15 protein-coding genes are annotated in these 15,250 nt (G+C 61.4%); 9 read left to right on the top strand and 6 right to left on the bottom strand.

All coding sequences use genetic code 11. The features are described from left to right. The first annotated feature begins 62 nt into the window (after positions 1–62). Genes OPU96_RS19830 through OPU96_RS19820 form a run of 3 tightly spaced genes read left to right on the top strand, consistent with a single transcriptional unit; the run spans position 63 to position 3,003 of the window. A complete protein-coding gene (locus OPU96_RS19830; RefSeq protein WP_192297897.1) occupies positions 63–1,205 on the top strand; it encodes an ABC transporter ATP-binding protein in 1,143 nt (380 codons plus the stop codon). Then, the gene (locus tag OPU96_RS19825; protein ID WP_065902286.1) at positions 1,202–2,122 is read left to right on the top strand and encodes an ABC transporter permease subunit; all 921 of its coding nucleotides are present in this window, start codon (positions 1,202–1,204) and stop codon (positions 2,120–2,122) included. The genes OPU96_RS19830 and OPU96_RS19825 overlap by 4 nt, the downstream gene beginning before the upstream one ends. Then, positions 2,119–3,003: an ABC transporter permease subunit gene (locus tag OPU96_RS19820; protein ID WP_056860728.1), complete on the top strand. Its 885-nt coding sequence runs from the start codon at positions 2,119–2,121 to the stop codon at positions 3,001–3,003. The genes OPU96_RS19825 and OPU96_RS19820 overlap by 4 nt, the downstream gene beginning before the upstream one ends. Before the next feature lie 135 nt (positions 3,004–3,138). Here OPU96_RS19820 and OPU96_RS19815 read toward each other — a convergent pair whose 3' ends face one another. Further along, positions 3,139–3,777: an HD domain-containing protein gene (locus tag OPU96_RS19815; protein WP_226454604.1), complete on the bottom strand. Its 639-nt coding sequence runs from the start codon at positions 3,775–3,777 to the stop codon at positions 3,139–3,141. A 268-nt stretch (positions 3,778–4,045) separates the two neighbouring features. Here OPU96_RS19815 and OPU96_RS19810 point away from each other — a divergent pair, with 268 nt between their 5' ends. Continuing rightward, a complete protein-coding gene (locus OPU96_RS19810) occupies positions 4,046–5,011 on the top strand; it encodes a GlxA family transcriptional regulator (RefSeq protein ID WP_226454603.1) in 966 nt (321 codons plus the stop codon). Positions 5,012–5,155: 144 nt separating this feature from the next. Here OPU96_RS19810 and OPU96_RS19805 read toward each other — a convergent pair whose 3' ends face one another. Then, positions 5,156–7,510: a penicillin acylase family protein gene (locus OPU96_RS19805; protein ID WP_498559540.1), complete on the bottom strand. Its 2,355-nt coding sequence runs from the start codon at positions 7,508–7,510 to the stop codon at positions 5,156–5,158. Positions 7,511–7,540: 30 nt separating this feature from the next. Beyond that, a complete protein-coding gene (locus tag OPU96_RS19800; protein ID WP_498559539.1) occupies positions 7,541–8,116 on the bottom strand; it encodes a DUF6436 domain-containing protein in 576 nt (191 codons plus the stop codon). A 99-nt stretch (positions 8,117–8,215) separates the two neighbouring features. On the opposite strand from OPU96_RS19800, the gene bipL reads away from it, so the two are divergent. After that, positions 8,216–9,139: a phospholipase BipL gene (gene bipL / locus OPU96_RS19795; RefSeq protein WP_498559550.1), complete on the top strand. Its 924-nt coding sequence runs from the start codon at positions 8,216–8,218 to the stop codon at positions 9,137–9,139. A gap of 120 nt (positions 9,140–9,259) precedes the next feature. On the opposite strand, the gene OPU96_RS19790 is transcribed toward bipL, so the two are convergent. Continuing rightward, positions 9,260–10,012 carry a DUF2059 domain-containing protein gene (locus OPU96_RS19790; protein WP_192297892.1) on the bottom strand — a complete coding sequence of 251 codons (753 nt, stop codon included), beginning with the start codon at positions 10,010–10,012 and terminating at the stop codon, positions 9,260–9,262. Positions 10,013–10,144: 132 nt separating this feature from the next. On the opposite strand from OPU96_RS19790, the gene OPU96_RS19785 reads away from it, so the two are divergent. Both OPU96_RS19785 and OPU96_RS19780 read left to right on the top strand, forming a co-directional pair. Further along, on the top strand, positions 10,145–10,777 hold the full coding sequence (locus OPU96_RS19785) for a 2OG-Fe(II) oxygenase (protein WP_192298236.1): 633 nt from the start codon (positions 10,145–10,147) through the stop codon (positions 10,775–10,777). Positions 10,778–10,779: 2 nt separating this feature from the next. Then, the gene (locus tag OPU96_RS19780; RefSeq protein WP_226454599.1) at positions 10,780–11,274 is read left to right on the top strand and encodes a 2-thiouracil desulfurase family protein; all 495 of its coding nucleotides are present in this window, start codon (positions 10,780–10,782) and stop codon (positions 11,272–11,274) included. 1 nt (position 11,275) lies between these two features. On the opposite strand, the gene OPU96_RS19775 is transcribed toward OPU96_RS19780, so the two are convergent. After that, entirely contained in the window at positions 11,276–11,770 is a 495-nt protein-coding gene (locus tag OPU96_RS19775) for a transporter substrate-binding domain-containing protein (protein WP_226454598.1), read from the bottom strand. A 135-nt stretch (positions 11,771–11,905) separates the two neighbouring features. Here OPU96_RS19775 and OPU96_RS19770 point away from each other — a divergent pair, with 135 nt between their 5' ends. Next, positions 11,906–12,346 carry a DUF4399 domain-containing protein gene (locus tag OPU96_RS19770; RefSeq protein WP_192297889.1) on the top strand — a complete coding sequence of 147 codons (441 nt, stop codon included), beginning with the start codon at positions 11,906–11,908 and terminating at the stop codon, positions 12,344–12,346. 64 nt (positions 12,347–12,410) lie between these two features. Here the strand turns inward: OPU96_RS19770 and serA are convergent, their stop codons facing one another. Next, positions 12,411–13,640, bottom strand: coding sequence for a phosphoglycerate dehydrogenase (serA, locus tag OPU96_RS19765; protein ID WP_192297888.1), 1,230 nt, complete (start codon positions 13,638–13,640; stop codon positions 12,411–12,413). A gap of 204 nt (positions 13,641–13,844) precedes the next feature. On the opposite strand from serA, the gene OPU96_RS19760 reads away from it, so the two are divergent. After that, on the top strand, positions 13,845–15,239 hold the full coding sequence (locus OPU96_RS19760) for a D-2-hydroxyglutarate dehydrogenase (RefSeq protein ID WP_192297887.1): 1,395 nt from the start codon (positions 13,845–13,847) through the stop codon (positions 15,237–15,239). Positions 15,240–15,250: the final 11 nt, after the last annotated feature.

The following is a 15,250-nucleotide window of genomic DNA, read 5'->3' as shown; positions in this document are numbered from 1 at the left end:
AAACTATCCAGGGTTCGCTTGCACAGAGCGAACAGCACCGTTTTTTTTTGGGAGTTTCGTAAATGGCAGTTGCCTCCGGCGCCTATAAGAAAGCCCTCGAAGGGGACCAGACACCGAAGAAGGTGCTGGTCAAAATCGACCGGGTCACGAAGAAGTTCGACGAGACGATTGCCGTGGACGATGTGTCCCTGGAAATCAAGAAAGGCGAGATCTTCGCCCTGCTCGGCGGTTCGGGTTCGGGCAAGTCCACCTTGCTGCGCATGCTCGCAGGTTTCGAGCGCCCGACTGAAGGTCGCATCTACCTCGACGGTGTGGACATCACCGACATGCCGCCCTACGAGCGGCCGATCAACATGATGTTCCAGTCCTACGCCTTGTTCCCGCACATGACCGTGGCGCAGAACATCGCGTTCGGCCTGCAACAGGACAAGATCCCCAAGGCCGAGATCGACGCCCGCGTGGCCGAGATGCTCAAGCTGGTGCAGATGAGCCAGTACGCCAAGCGCAAGCCGCACCAGCTGTCCGGTGGCCAGCGCCAGCGTGTGGCCCTGGCCCGTTCCCTGGCCAAGCGCCCGAAACTGCTGCTACTCGACGAGCCCATGGGCGCCCTCGACAAGAAGCTGCGCTCGCAGATGCAGCTTGAACTGGTTGAAATCATCGAACGCGTTGGCGTGACCTGCGTGATGGTGACCCACGACCAGGAAGAAGCCATGACCATGGCCGAGCGCATCGCGATCATGCACCTGGGCTGGATCGCCCAGATCGGCAGCCCGATCGACATCTACGAGACGCCAACCAGCCGCCTGGTGTGCGAGTTCATCGGCAACGTCAACATCTTCGAAACCCAGGTGGTCGATGACGCCGAAGGCCACGCGGTGCTCAAGTGCCCGGACCTGGACCGCGACATCTACGTGGGCTACGGCATCGCCACGGCGGTGGAAGACAAGTCGGTGACCTACGCCATCCGTCCGGAAAAGCTGCTGGTCACCTCCGAAATGCCGACCTGCGAGCACAACTGGTCCAGCGGCAAGGTGCACGACATCGCCTACCTCGGCGGCCACTCGGTGTTCTACGTGGAACTGCCGAGCGGCAAGCTGGTGCAGTCGTTCGTCGCCAACGCCGAACGCCGTGGGCAGCGTCCGACCTGGGGTGACCAGGTCTACGTGTGGTGGGAAGACGACAGCGGCGTGGTACTGCGCTCATGAACATGAAGAAGCTCAAGCGCCGCCTGCAACGAATAACCCCCAGTGGCCGGCATGCGGTCATTGGTATTCCCTTCCTGTGGCTGTTCCTGTTCTTCATGCTGCCGTTCTTCATCGTCCTGAAGATCAGCTTTGCCGAAGCCGACGTGGCGATCCCGCCTTACACCGAGATCTACACCTTTGTTGAGCAGAAACTGCAGTTGGTGCTGAACCTGGCCAACTACGCGATGCTCGGCGACGACGAGCTGTACATCGCCGCGTACCTGGGTTCGCTGAAAATGGCGTTCTTCAGCACGCTGCTGTGTCTGCTGATCGGCTACCCGATGGCCTACGCCATTGCCAGTGCGCGCAAAGAGATGCAGACCGTGCTGGTGCTGCTGATCATGATGCCGACCTGGACCGCGATCCTGATCCGCGTGTATGCGTGGATGGGCATCCTCAGCAACAACGGCTTGCTCAACGGTTTTTTGATGTCCATCGGGCTGATCAACGAACCGTTGCAGATCCTCAACACCAACATCGCGGTGTATATCGGCGTGGTCTATTCGTACCTGCCGTTCATGATCCTGCCGCTGTACGCCAACCTGGTGAAACACGACCAGAGCCTGCTGGAAGCCGCATCCGACCTGGGTTCGAGTACCTTCAACAGTTTCTGGAAGATCACCGTGCCGCTGTCCAAGAACGGCATCATCGCCGGCTGCATGCTGGTGTTTATCCCGGTAGTGGGCGAGTTCGTGATCCCGGAACTGCTCGGTGGCCCGGAAACCCTGATGATCGGTAAAGTGCTGTGGCAAGAATTCTTCAACAACCGTGACTGGCCGGTGGCCTCCGCCCTGGCGGTGGTGATGCTGGCGATCCTGATCGTACCGATCATCCTGTTCAACCGCAGCCAAGCCAAAGAGATGGAGGGCAAGATATGAAGCGCTTCAGTTTCTCCAGCTTTATGCTGGTGGCGGGGTTGTTGTTCATCTACCTGCCGATGCTGATCCTGGTGATCTACTCGTTCAACGAATCCAAACTGGTGACGGTGTGGGGCGGTTGGTCGATCAAGTGGTACGTGGGCCTTTTGGACAACACCCAGTTGATGGGCTCGGTGGCGCGTTCCCTGGAAATCGCCTGCTACACGGCGGTGGCCGCCGTGGCGCTGGGCACGTTGGCGGCATTCGTGCTGACCCGTATCAGCCACTTCAAGGGCCGCACGCTGTTCGGCGGCCTGGTGACCGCGCCGCTGGTGATGCCGGAAGTGATCACCGGTCTGTCGCTGTTGCTGCTGTTCGTGGCAATGGCGCAGATGATCGGCTGGCCCCAGGAGCGCGGCATTGTCACCATCTGGATCGCCCACACGACGTTCTGTGCGGCGTATGTGGCGGTGGTGGTGTCGGCACGCTTGCGTGAGCTGGACCTGTCGATCGAAGAAGCGGCGATGGACCTGGGCGCGCGGCCGTGGAAGGTGTTCTTCCTGATCACCATCCCGATGATCGCGCCATCGTTGGCGGCGGGCGGCATGATGTCGTTCGCGCTGTCCCTCGACGACCTGGTACTTGCCAGCTTCGTGTCGGGGCCGGGTTCGACCACCTTGCCGATGGAAGTGTTCTCGGCGGTGCGTCTTGGGGTCAAACCCGAGATCAACGCCGTGGCCAGCCTGATTCTGTTGGCGGTGTCGCTGGTGACCTTCCTGGTGTGGTTCTTCAGCCGTCGTGCCGAAGAGATGCGCAAGAAGGCCATCCAGCAAGCGATCGAAGAAGCGGCGGCGGATGGCTGGCAGCAGCCGGACAAGCGTAGAGCACCCGCACCGGTCTAAAGGTCGGAACGGGGGTCAAAATGTGGGAGCGGGCTTGCTCGCGAATGCGGTGGATCAGTCGGTAAATCTGGTGACTGACACTCCGCCTTCGCGAGCAAGCCCGCTCTCACATTTGATTGCATTTCAAGGCAGCGATTATGCGGCCCAAGGGGATTTGCGAATCACCTCGACAAAATTCATCGGCCTGAACCCCGGCTCCTGATCCACCAGCACATCGGTCTTCACGTTGCCAAACGTGGTCTGCGGACGATGGCGCAAGCCGTCGGCGAACGCGCAGATGATGCACTCCTTGAACCCTTCACCGCGTGGATGCGCATGCACCACCGCTTCGCGCTGGGTGTCGCTGAAGGCGGCGTAGTCCATGCCCAGCACGTCCATCTCGACGCCGGCAGTCACCAGCGCGACGGTCGGGCGCAGATGTTGCGGTACGCCCGGGGTGGTGTGCAGGGCGATGGACAGCCACACCTGTTCGATGTCGTCCTCGCTCAGGCCATAGGGCTTGAGGAAAGCTGCCGCCGCGTTGGCGCCGTCCACTTCAAAACGTTCGTTGTCACTGCGATGGCCGGCCACCAGGCCCAGGTCGTGGAACATCGCGCCCACGTACAACAACTCCGGGTTGTAGGCCAGTCTCTTGCGCTCACCGCTCAAGGCGCCAAACAAAAACACCCGGCGCGAGTGGTGGTAGAGCAGGTCGGATTCGACGTCGCGGATGTATTCGGTGGTGGCCTTGGCGAGGGCGCTGTCGGGGATCGGGATGCCGGCGATGGTGGTCATGGTGGTTCTCCTGTGGGAAGAATTCCAGTCTGATCGCGCGCCCCTGGCGGAGCCATCGCCGCGAGGGCGCGATCCCGGCCAATGTGCCGCCACTTCATGCCAAGACGAATAGTCTCTTGAGGCCTGAGATGATCAAATGTGGGAGCGGGCTTGCTCGCGAAAGCGGTCTATCGGTTAATGCATGCGCCGACTGAACGACCGCCTTCGCGAGCAAGCCCGCTCCCACAGGGTTTTGTATGTATTCAGTTAGAAAAAGGTGCCTGCGCGCATGAGCAAAACCGTCGCCATCCTGATCTTCCCCGGCGTCCAGTCACTGGACGTGAGCGGTCCGATGGACGTGTTCTGCGAGGCCAACCGCTTCCTGCCAACCCAGGACCACTACCAGTTGGACGTCATCGGCCTCGGCCACGGCAACATGACCGCCTCCAATGGCTTGTCATTGCAGGCCCATCGGCATTACAGCGAAGCCCTTGAGCCCTATGACCTCTTGTTGGTTGCCGGCGGCCCACGGTTGCCTTTCGAAGATTTCGGCGCCGGGTTCGACGCCTGGCTGCGCGCCGCCGCCGCCCGTGCCCAGCGCTTCGGTTCGATCTGCAACGGCGCGTTCATGCTGGCTCGCGCCGGGTTGCTGGAGGGCAAAACCGTCACCACCCACTGGAATGACGCCGCCGACCTGGCGCGCCTGTGCCCGTCGGCCAGGGTCGAAGCCGACCGTCTCTACGTGCAGGACGGCAATCTCTACACCTCGGCCGGGGTTACGGCGGGCATCGACTTGTCGCTGTATTTGCTGGCCCGGGACCACGGCCCGGAAGTCGCGCTGAGCGTGGCCAAGCGATTGGTGGTGTTCACCCAGCGAGCGGGCGGGCAGTCGCAGTTCAGTCCGTTCCTGACGCCCCACGCCGAAACCACCTCGGCGGTGGCGTTGGTGCAGCTCTACGTGCTGGCCAACCTGACTGGTGACCTGGGCATCGCCGACCTGGCCAAGGCGGCCAATATGAGTGCGCGCAACTTCTCCCGGGTGTTTGCCCGTGAAGCGCGGATCACCCCGGCGGAGTTTGTCGAGCGGGCAAGGGTGGATGCGGCGCGGGTGATGCTTGAAAGCAGCCACGCGCCGCTCAAGACCGTGGCTTATCGGTGTGGCTTTCGTGATGCCCAGCATATGCGCAGTGTGTTCAACCGCCGGTTGGGCGTGACACCACAACAGTTCCGGCTCAACTTTGCCGCACCGATCTGAAGCAGTACTCGGACCCACTGTGGGAGCTGGCTTTTGTGGGAGCGGGCTTGCTCGCGAATACGGTGTGTCAGTTACAGATGTTTCTACTGATCCACCGCATTCGCGAGCAAGCCCGCTCCCACATTTTGACCGGATTCCAAGTCGTTATCGGGCTGGCAGCAGTTTCAACGTGCCACGGGTATTGGCCGTGACTTCTTCATCGGTGAAATGCGCCTGTTCGTAGCCACCCTCGATATAAGTCTCCGCCTGATCCCCATAGTGCCGATCAAAAGGCACCCCGCTTTGTCCCACCGGGTTGATGGTCAGGGCGTGGGCTACGTCGGCAAAGTCGATCAGGCGTCGGGTAGATGGGCCATAGGTCACCGGCCATGGCGCCGGGCCGATAGCGGCGGACTGGTTGTTCGGCACTTCATGGGTGCCCGGCGCCGGGAATGGGCCGACGTTGAACACGCTGTCCAACGGCTTCTGCAGACCCAGCGGATGGCCGTGGGTCAGGGTGTGGGCCTTGCCCCATTGCCACTGGCTCGGGTCATCGCCCAAGGTGGCCTTGAGGTGCGCGAGGCTGTTGTCCCAGGCGCGCTTGACGGTCTCGGTACGCTGGCCATTCCACCAGGGTGAATCCGCCGATGCGGCCAGACGCGGCAGCGCGGCGTCGATCACACGGGTGCCGAGCAGGGTCTTGAACATGCCGTCGCCGAGCTTGGGGTGGAACGCCGCGTCGGCGAGGTTGAACAGGAACTGGTTGAACAGCGTGGCGCTGGTGGAGTCCAGCGGGTAGTCGCCTTTCCAGCTGGCCAGTTGCTCCAGCAGTGGCAGCTGCGCCGGGTCCTTGACCACCTCGCGCAGCACCGGCAATAGCGGCGCCAGCAGGCGCGGGCCGAAGGCGGTGGTGGTGCCCAGTTGCAGGGCCTGGCTGTTGTTCACGTCCCATTTCACGCTCTTGTCGCTCAATTGCGCATTCAACTGCTGGCCGCGATCAGCGAGGTTGTAATAGCCCGGGATCTCCATGCCGGTGGGCGAGACCGGCTGGGCATTGGCCGACACCACGTAACCGCGTGCCGGGTTTTCTTCCTGGGGGTTGGCGCTGAAGGGGTAGAAGCCCAGCTTGTCAGCCTGGGCTGTGCTGCCGTCGAGGATAAACCCGGCGTTGACCCCGGCCGGGCGGATCGGCAGCTGGGCCGAGGCCCACCAGCCAATATCGCCCTTGGCGTTGGCCCAGACGATGTTCAAACCCGGCGCCGACACCTTGGCCGCCGCCGCGCGGGCCTTGGCCAGGGTGTCGGCACGGTTGAGCTGGTAGAAACCTTCGAGGATCGGGTTCTGCGTGTCGAGGAATGCCCACCACATGGCAATCGGCGTCTTGCCGGCATTTTCCCCGAGCACGTCATTGATGATCGGCCCGTGGGGCGATTGGCGCAGGGTGAGGCTGACCGGCGCCTGGCCCTTGACCTTGATCTGTTGCTCGGTGCGGGTCATGTCCACCCATTGGTCGTGGTACCAGACCTGGTTGGGGTTGTCCGGGTTGACCTTCTCGGCGATCAGGTCGAGGTCATCGTTCTGGAACATGGTCAGGCTCCAGCCGAAGTCCAGGTTGTGCCCCAGGAACGCCACCGGCACCAGCGCGTTGTGATAGCCATACAGCTCAAAGCCCGGCGCCGACAGCTGCGCCTCGTACCACACCGACGGCACCGAGAAGCGGATATGCGGGTCGCCCGCCAGCAACGGCTTGCCGCTCTTGGTACGGTTGCCGCTGATGGCCCAGGCGTTGCTGCCTTCGAATTGCGGCAAACCGTTGTCGGCCAGTGCCTGCTCGCTCAGGGAGGCAAGGGCGCCGAGGGTTTGCCAATCGCTGGCGGCGAGGTTGAGGGCGCCCTTGGGTTGCCAGTCGAGGTCGAAGACTTTCAGGTAGTCGCTGCCCAACTGGTCGCGTACGTAAGTCAGCAAAGGTTCGGTACGAAACGCGGCGGCAAAGCTGTAGGCCATGTACCCGGCGACGCTGATGGTGTCCTCGGCGGTAAACGCGCGCTTGGGGATGCCCAGCACGTCGAACTCTACCGGGCTGGCGTGGCTGTCCTGATACTGATTGATGCCGTCCAGATAGGCTTGCAGGGCTTTCCAGTGCGCGGACTCATGGTCCAACTGCGCCACATAGGTGGTGGCACGCTCGCGAATGCGCAGGCTGCGGAACAGCTTGTCGGTCTCCAGCACCTTGGGCCCGAGCACTTCGGCCAGTTCGCCGCGGGCCAGGCGCCGCATGATTTCCATCTGGAACAGCCGGTCCTGGGCATGGACATAGCCCAGGGCGCGGTACAGATCGGTCTCGTTTTCGGCGCGGATATGCGGCACGCCACGGTCGTCGTAGCGCACCGTGACCGAGCCTTGCAGGTTGCTCAGCATCACCGTGCCCTGGCGGGTCGGTTGCTTGCTGTAGATGTACAGGCCTGCGCCGAGGGCGACCAACACCAGCAGAACCGCGAGAACCTGCAAGACGCGCTTCATGAACTTTCCTTGGCAAGAATGGGGGACGGACTACTGATCCTTAGGCCACAGACAATAGCAGCCCACCGCCAGGGTGTGCGTGGCATTCACTTCGCGTCCGCTCTCCAGTGCCATGAGGATCGGCTCGATAAAACTGTTGCTGGAGTTGCACGTCAGCCCTTCGCTGTAGGGCCCGAAATACGCGAGCTTGCCGCTGCGATCCCAGATGCCCACGGCGGGGCTGGCGGGCACCTGGTCGGCGCCGGGCAGGGCGTTGAGGATTTTCATCTGGCGCAGGTTTTCCGGCAGTTGGCCGTGGCTGCCGGGTTTTTGCAGGGCGTAGAACTCGACGCCCTGGGGCGCGTAGCGCTCGATCAGCTCGCCCAGGTGTTGCTGGTTGCCGACGTTGCACGGGCAGGCCGGGTCCCAGAAATGCACCAGGCGGATCGGGCCGGGGCCGGCGAGGTCGGCAGGCAGTGTCAACGGATCGCCGGAAAACACCGCCGTGTGTTCGCTGAAAGCACGCAGATAGCGGCCCTGGAACCAGTCATACGCCGCCCACAGCACACCGGCGCAGATGACCAGGAGCAGGCTGGCGAACAGGGCGGAACGGTAGGACGGTCGCATTCAGATGTATCCTCGAAGGTCGCGTAGCTTGCCATGCTTGTCCTGACAGATGAATATCGCAGCTCGATATTCATCTGCGCCGCCAGTCTGGAAGCCTTTATGCCCGTCACCTTTGACCCCGATCATCTGCGCGAAAGCTTGCGGCCCCTGGTGGAGGCACAACCGCTCAGCGCCGAGGCGCGGGTCTACCAGCGTTTCTACGGGCTCGATCAGGCCGTCAGTCGCCTGGGGCGTTTCGAGGTGGCCGGGTTCGAGGTTGTTGCGCAAGTGTGGTGGCCGGCCCAGCCTGTGGCGACGATGTTCATGTATCACGGCTTCTACGACCACATGGGGCTGTATCGTCACGTGGTGAAGTGGGCGTTGGAGCAGGGCTTTGTGGTGATTGCCTGCGATTTGCCGGGCCACGGCCTGTCCAGCGGCGAGCGGGCGAGCATTGATGATTTTGCGGTGTACCAGCAGGTGCTGCAGGCGCTATTTGCCGAGGCCCTGACGCTGCAATTGCCGCAGCCGTGGCACCTGTTCGGGCAAAGCACCGGCGGTGCGGTGGTGGTGGATCACTTGCTCAACCATGGCGCCGACAGCCCGGCCCAGGGTAAGACGTTCCTGTTGTCGCCATTGGTGCGACCGCGTGCGTGGGGCTGGTCGCAGGTCAGTTATTACCTGCTGCGGCCGTTCGTCAAAGGCATCGCGCGGCGGTTCAGCGATAACACCAACGACCCCGCGTTCAAGCCGTTCCTCGAAGCCGACCCGCTGCAACCACGGCAACTGCCGACAGCGTGGGTGGGCGCGTTGGCCCGCTGGATCAAGCGCATCGAAGCCGCCCCGCGTAGCTCACGACGGCCGGTGATTGTGCAGGGCGAGGAAGATATGACGGTGGACTGGCGGCACAATTTGCAGGTGCTGCGGGGTAAGTTCGATCAGCCCGAAGTGTTGATGCTGGCGCGGGGGAGGCATCACTTGGCGAATGAGATTGCGGAGATTCGCCAGGAGTACTTCAGTTTCCTCACGGACCAACTGAAGTAACACCGTTCAAAATGTGGGAGCGGGCTTGCTCGCGAATACGGTATGTCAGTCACAGATATTTTGACTGAGCCGCCGCTTTCGCGAGCAAGCCCGCTCCCACATAAGCCCATTCCACACTGATTACTGCGTCAGGCTTGAAGTGCTTTGGCCCACAGCAAGCCCTGCGCGAATCGCCGCCAGCGCCGCCTGGTAATACGCCTTACCCTCTGGTGATTCGGCAAACGTGGCGAATTCTTCCAGCTCCGGGTCAGACAAATCCCGATAGACGTACAGCAACGTATTGTTCAGATCATTGCCAATCTGCTGCATCAACCGCTCACGCTGGCCATTCAGCATGCCTTGCGCCTGACCACCGCCGAGCAGGCCGGGAATCATCTGGCTCAGGCTGTCGGCCGCCACGCCGGCAATCGCCAGGCTGACTTCCGCACCGGCTTCACGGGCGGGCAGTGCTTGCGCCAGGTGACCGATGATCAGGCTGCGAGTGGCGTCGGCTTCGATTTTCGGCAGGCCCTGGGCGTTTTTCGCCAACTGGTCGCGGCGCGTGGCCAGCAACTCGGCGGCCACAATTTTGCGGCCTAAGGGCGACTGGAAGAACGCCAGCGCGGGTGCCGGGTCGGCCAAATTCTTGCGCAACTGCGCCTCGGCACGCTGGTCCATGGCCTGGGCGGCGAAGCGTTTATTGCTGTTGTCTACCAGCGCTTGGTAAACCGCCGGCGGCAGGCTGTTGCGGTAGCGTTGCTGGGCGGCACTGAGGGCGTCATTGAAATGCGCACGTTGTTCGGCCCAGCCGGCGACCTTGTACAACTGGTCATGGCCGTCTGCCCAGGCGGGCATTACGCAGAACATCAGCAAGGATAAAAACAAACGACGCATTAGGGACTCCTGTCAGTCGGCCACTATTGTCCGTGTCGGGCGTAGGATTTGTCGAGAAGTCCTATCAGTCGCCTGACTAAAGTGTATTCAGATGCTCGGCGGCTCTGTCGGATTCACAGGCGTATGGATACTATGCGCGCCATGCAAATACCCCTCGATCACCCGCTGTTGCAACGTATTGTCGACGACCTGGCTGAAAAGGGCTGGTCGCGGCAGGACGGCTTCGTGCCCCAGGCTCTGACCCTGGAACTGGCGGCTGAGTGCCGTAAACGTGCGGCTGAAGGTGAATTGGCACCGGCGGCTGTAGGACGTGGTCCGACCCAGGAGGTCCGTGAGGGTATCCGTGGTGACCATATCCAGTGGCTGGAGGAGGGTGACTCGCCCGTCTGCGATACCTACATGGCGTTGATGGACAGCCTGCGTCTGGCGATGAACCGCAGCCTGTTCCTTGGCCTGGAAGACTTCGAAAGCCACTTCGCGATGTACCCGCCGGGGGCGTTTTACCTCAAGCACCTCGACCGCTTTCGCGACGATGACCGGCGCACGGTCTCGGCGGTGATCTACTTGAACGAGGCCTGGCTGTCCGAGCAGGGCGGCCAGTTGCGCATGTACCTCAAGGACGGTGTCGAATACGACGTGGACCCTGCGGGGGGAAGCCTGGTGGTGTTCCTGTCTGGCGAAGTGCCCCATGAAGTGCTGCCCGCCACGCGCGAACGCCTGTCCTTGACCGGTTGGTTTCGCCGGCGCGGCAACGAGCCGTTTTAAGCATGGAAAAGATTCTGATCAGCCGCTGTTTGCTCGGGCACAAGGTGCGCTACGACGGTGGCGCCAGTGGGCCGTTCGATCAATTGGCGGCGTGGCAGGCCGAAGGGCGGGTGGTGGCGATCTGCCCGGAAGTCTCCGGTGGCTTGCCCACGCCGCGCCCGCCCGCCGAGATTCCCGGCGGGCAAGGTGTGGATGTGTGGGAAGGGCGAGCCCAGGTGTTGACGGCTGAGGGTGAAGATTTCAGCGAAGCCTTCCTCGACGGTGCTCGCCAGGCGTTGGCGTTGGTGCAGCGGCATGGCATTCGTATCGCCGTGCTCAAGGCCAATAGCCCGTCTTGTGGAAACTTGCTGACATATGACGGCACCTTCTCGGGTGTGAAGGTGAGCGGCGAAGGCGTGACGACAGCGCTGCTCAGACAGCACGGGGTGCAGGTGTTCAGTGAGCTGGAGTTGCCCGAGGCGGCAGCGGCCTTGGCCCATCTCTCAGAAAGTGTCTAGTTCAATGTGGCTGGACTACCGGCGGCTCGTTCTCCAGCCACTTCTGCGCCAACGCCTTCAACCGCCCATCCGCCTTCACCCGCTGCAGCGCGCTATCCAAACTTGCCTTGAACGCCGGGTTGCCCTTCTGGAACGGGATCGCCAGCTCAGGCTTCTCGCGATACGCCTCACTGAAATCGAACCGATCCTGCAAGGCGGCAGTCATAGCGATATGGTTGATGGCCACGTCGTACTTGCCGGTTTCCACGCCTGGCAGTAAATCGGCGTCGTCGGTGGTGATAAACGAAGGGCGCACGTCCATCTCCTTGGCCAGTTGCTCGCCGAGTTCCACTTCAAAACCGGTGAGTTTGTCGCCTTCCTTGAAGTTGAACGGCGGGGTGTTGGCTTCAAGGGCGATGCGCAGTTCGCCACGGTCAAACACATCATCGACCAGTTCGGCGTGAGCCAACGGGCTCATGAGGGGCAGCAACAGTAACAGGCCAGGCGAAAAGCGCATGGTCACTCCTAGAGAATTTTTTATGTGCGAGGCGCCGTTCAGCATCGCTTTGCTATGGTGTTGAGTGCCTTGGACAGCAATTTGTCGCGAAGTTGTCACAACCCTACAGATTTCCTGGAAAAACTGGAGAAGCGAATGAAAGCCCTTTTGTCCCGTGCAACGATTGCCAGCCTGTTGCTGGGTGCCTCGATGTTGGCCAATGCCGCCGATGTGCCTCGTACCCCTGCACCGAAGGGTGCCGAGGTGTTTATCGTCTCGCCCAAAGACGGCGCGACGGTCGACAAAACCTTCACCGTCAAATTCGGCGTCAAGGGCCTGGACCTGGAGCCGATCGACAAGCAAGTGCAGGGCGCCGGCCACCATCACCTGTTGGTCGACCGGGACGTGCAGTCGCTCAAAGCCGACGAAGCCATTCCAGCCGATGCCACCTCGATCCACTTCGGCAAGGCACAAACCGAAACCGAACTGACCCTGACCCCGGGCAAACACACGCTGCAACTGGTGGCCGGCGACAACGTACACCGCCAGTTCGAGCCCACTGTAGCCTCGAAAGTGATCACGGTTAACGTCAAGTAAGATTTGTTCAGATGCAAAAAAGGGAGCCCCGAGGGGCTCCCTTTTTCATGGTGCGGTTGAAACCTTAGAACAACACGCGGCTACGGATAGTGCCGTTGATGTGCTGCAGTTTCTCTTGCGCCAGGTCCGAGTACTCGGCGTCGACGTCGATCACCACGTAGCCGACCTTTTCGTTGGTCTGCAGGAATTGACCGGAGATGTTGATGCCGTTTTCCGCGAAGACCTTGTTGATCTCCATCATCACGCCAGGGATGTTCTGGTGGATGTGCAGCAGACGGTGCTTGCCAGGGTGAGCCGGCAGGGCCACCTCCGGGAAGTTCACCGAGGATACCGACGTACCGTTGTCGCTGTACTTGACCAGCTTCTCCGACACTTCCAGGCCGATGTTGGCTTGGGCTTCGGCAGTGGAACCGCCGATGTGCGGGGTCAGGATCACGTTGTCCAGGCCACGCAGCGGGCTTTCGAAGATGTCGTCGTTGGAGCGTGGCTCCACCGGGAACACGTCGATGGCGGCGCCGATCAGGTGCTTGTCCTTGATCGCGTCGGCCAAGGCGTCCAGCTCGACCACGGTGCCGCGTGCAGCGTTGATCAGGATGCCGCCTTTCTTGATGGCGCGGATTTCCTTCTCGCCGATCATCCACTGGGTCTCAGCGGTTTCCGGAACGTGCAGGGTCACGATGTCGGACATGCCCAGCAGTTCGGTCAGGCTGGCCACTTGGGTGGCGTTGCCCAATGGCAGCTTGGTCAGGGTGTCGTAGAAGAACACCTGCATGCCCAGGCCTTCGGCCAGGACCGACAGTTGAGTACCGATCGAGCCGTAACCGATGATGCCCAGCTTCTTGCCGCGGATTTCGAAGGAGTTGGCTGCGCTCTTGATCCAGCCGCCACGGTGGCAGGAAGCGTTCTTCTCAGGAATGCCGCGCAACAGCAGGATCGCCTCGGCCAGCACCAGCTCCGCCACGGAACGGGTGTTGGAGTACGGTGCGTTGAACACCGCGATGCCGCGCTCGCGCGCTGCGTTGAGGTCGACCTGGTTGGTGCCGATGCAGAAACAGCCGACCGCCACGAGTTTCTTGGCGTGATCGAAGATTTCTTCGGTCAGCTGAGTGCGGGAGCGAATGCCGATGAAGTGCGCGTCGGCGATCTTTTCCTTGAGCTGGGCTTCCGGCAGAGAACTGGTGATGTACTCAATGCTGGTGTACCCGGCGGCTTTCAGAACGTCGACAGCCGATGGGTGGACGCCTTCCAGAAGAAGGAACTTGATCTTGCTCTTATCGAGAGAAGTCTTGCTCATCTGCGTAAACCTGTATCCCGGAGAAAAATGGCAGGGAATCGGATCGCTTAAGCTGACCCGGACGGCAGGAAAGCCGTCACCGCAGAAACGCCCTTGGGCTCTGTCCTGCGGGGGCGGTATGCTAGCATACGCGCCCCGCAAACACTCATTCCTGCGACGTGAAGCGTTCTCAGGATGACCATGAATTGTTCGAGAGTTCTGTCGATGACCCATCCTGCCCTGATTGATGAGCTAAAGACCCTGGTTGAGCCTGGCAAAGTGCTGACCGATGCAGACTCCCTGGAGGCTTACGGCAAGGATTGGACCAAGCACTTCGCACCCGCGCCGACCGCCATTGTCTTCCCCAAGACCATCGAGCAGGTCCAGGCCATCGTGCGTTGGGCCAATAACCATAAGGTCGCGCTGGTGCCATCCGGTGGTCGTACAGGCCTGTCGGCCGCTGCCGTGGCGGCGAATGGTGAAGTGGTCGTGTCCTTCGACTATATGAACCAGATCCTCGACGTGAACCTCACCGACCGCACCGCCGTGTGCCAGCCGGGCGTGGTCACCAAGCAACTGCAGAACGTTGCCGAAGAAAACGGCCTGTACTACCCGGTGGACTTCGCATCCTCCGGTTCCAGCCAGATTGGCGGCAATATCGGCACCAATGCCGGCGGGATCAAGGTGATTCGCTACGGCATGACCCGCAACTGGGTGGCCGGCATGAAGGTCGTCACCGGCAAGGGCGACGTACTGGAGCTGAACCGCGATCTGATCAAGAACGCCACCGGCTACGACATGCGCCAGCTGTTCATCGGCGCCGAAGGGACGTTGGGTTTTGTGGTCGAAGCCACCATGCGCCTGGACCGTGCGCCGAAAAACCTTACCGCCATGGTGTTGGGCACGACTGATTTCGACTCGATCATGCCGGTGCTGCACGCGTTCCAAAGCAAGCTTGACCTGACAGCCTTTGAGTTTTTCTCCGACAAGGCCCTGGCCAAAGTCCTCGGCCGTGGCGACGTGCCGGCACCGTTCGAAACCGAGTGCCCGTTCTACGCGCTGCTGGAATTCGAAGCGACCACCGAAGAAGTTGCCAACCACGCGCTGGAAACCTTCGAACACTGCGTGGAGCAGGGCTGGGTGCTGGACGGCGTGATGAGCCAGAGCGAAACCCAACTGCACAACCTGTGGAAACTGCGCGAGTACATCTCCGAGACCATTTCCCACTGGACTCCGTACAAGAACGACATCTCGGTAACCGTGTCGAAAGTGCCGGCGTTCTTGAAGGAAATCGACGCGATCGTCGGCGAACACTACCCGGACTTCGAAATCGTCTGGTTCGGCCACATCGGCGACGGCAACCTGCACCTGAACATCCTCAAGCCGGAAAACCTGAGCAAGGATGAGTTCTTCGCCAAGTGCGCCACTGTTAACAAGTGGGTGTTCGAAACCGTCGAGAAGTACAACGGTTCGATCTCCGCCGAACACGGAGTGGGCATGACCAAGCGCGATTACCTGACCTACAGCCGTTCGCCAGTCGAGATCGAATACATGAAAGCCGTCAAAGCGGTGTTCGACCCGAACGGGATCATGAACCCTGGCAAGATCTTCGCTGTTTAATCGCCCCTGAA

The organism is Pseudomonas sp. RP-B7, assembly GCF_059803535.1.
Note: the sequence above shows the minus strand (reverse complement) of the source record. Positions and strands in the feature narration are given on the sequence as shown.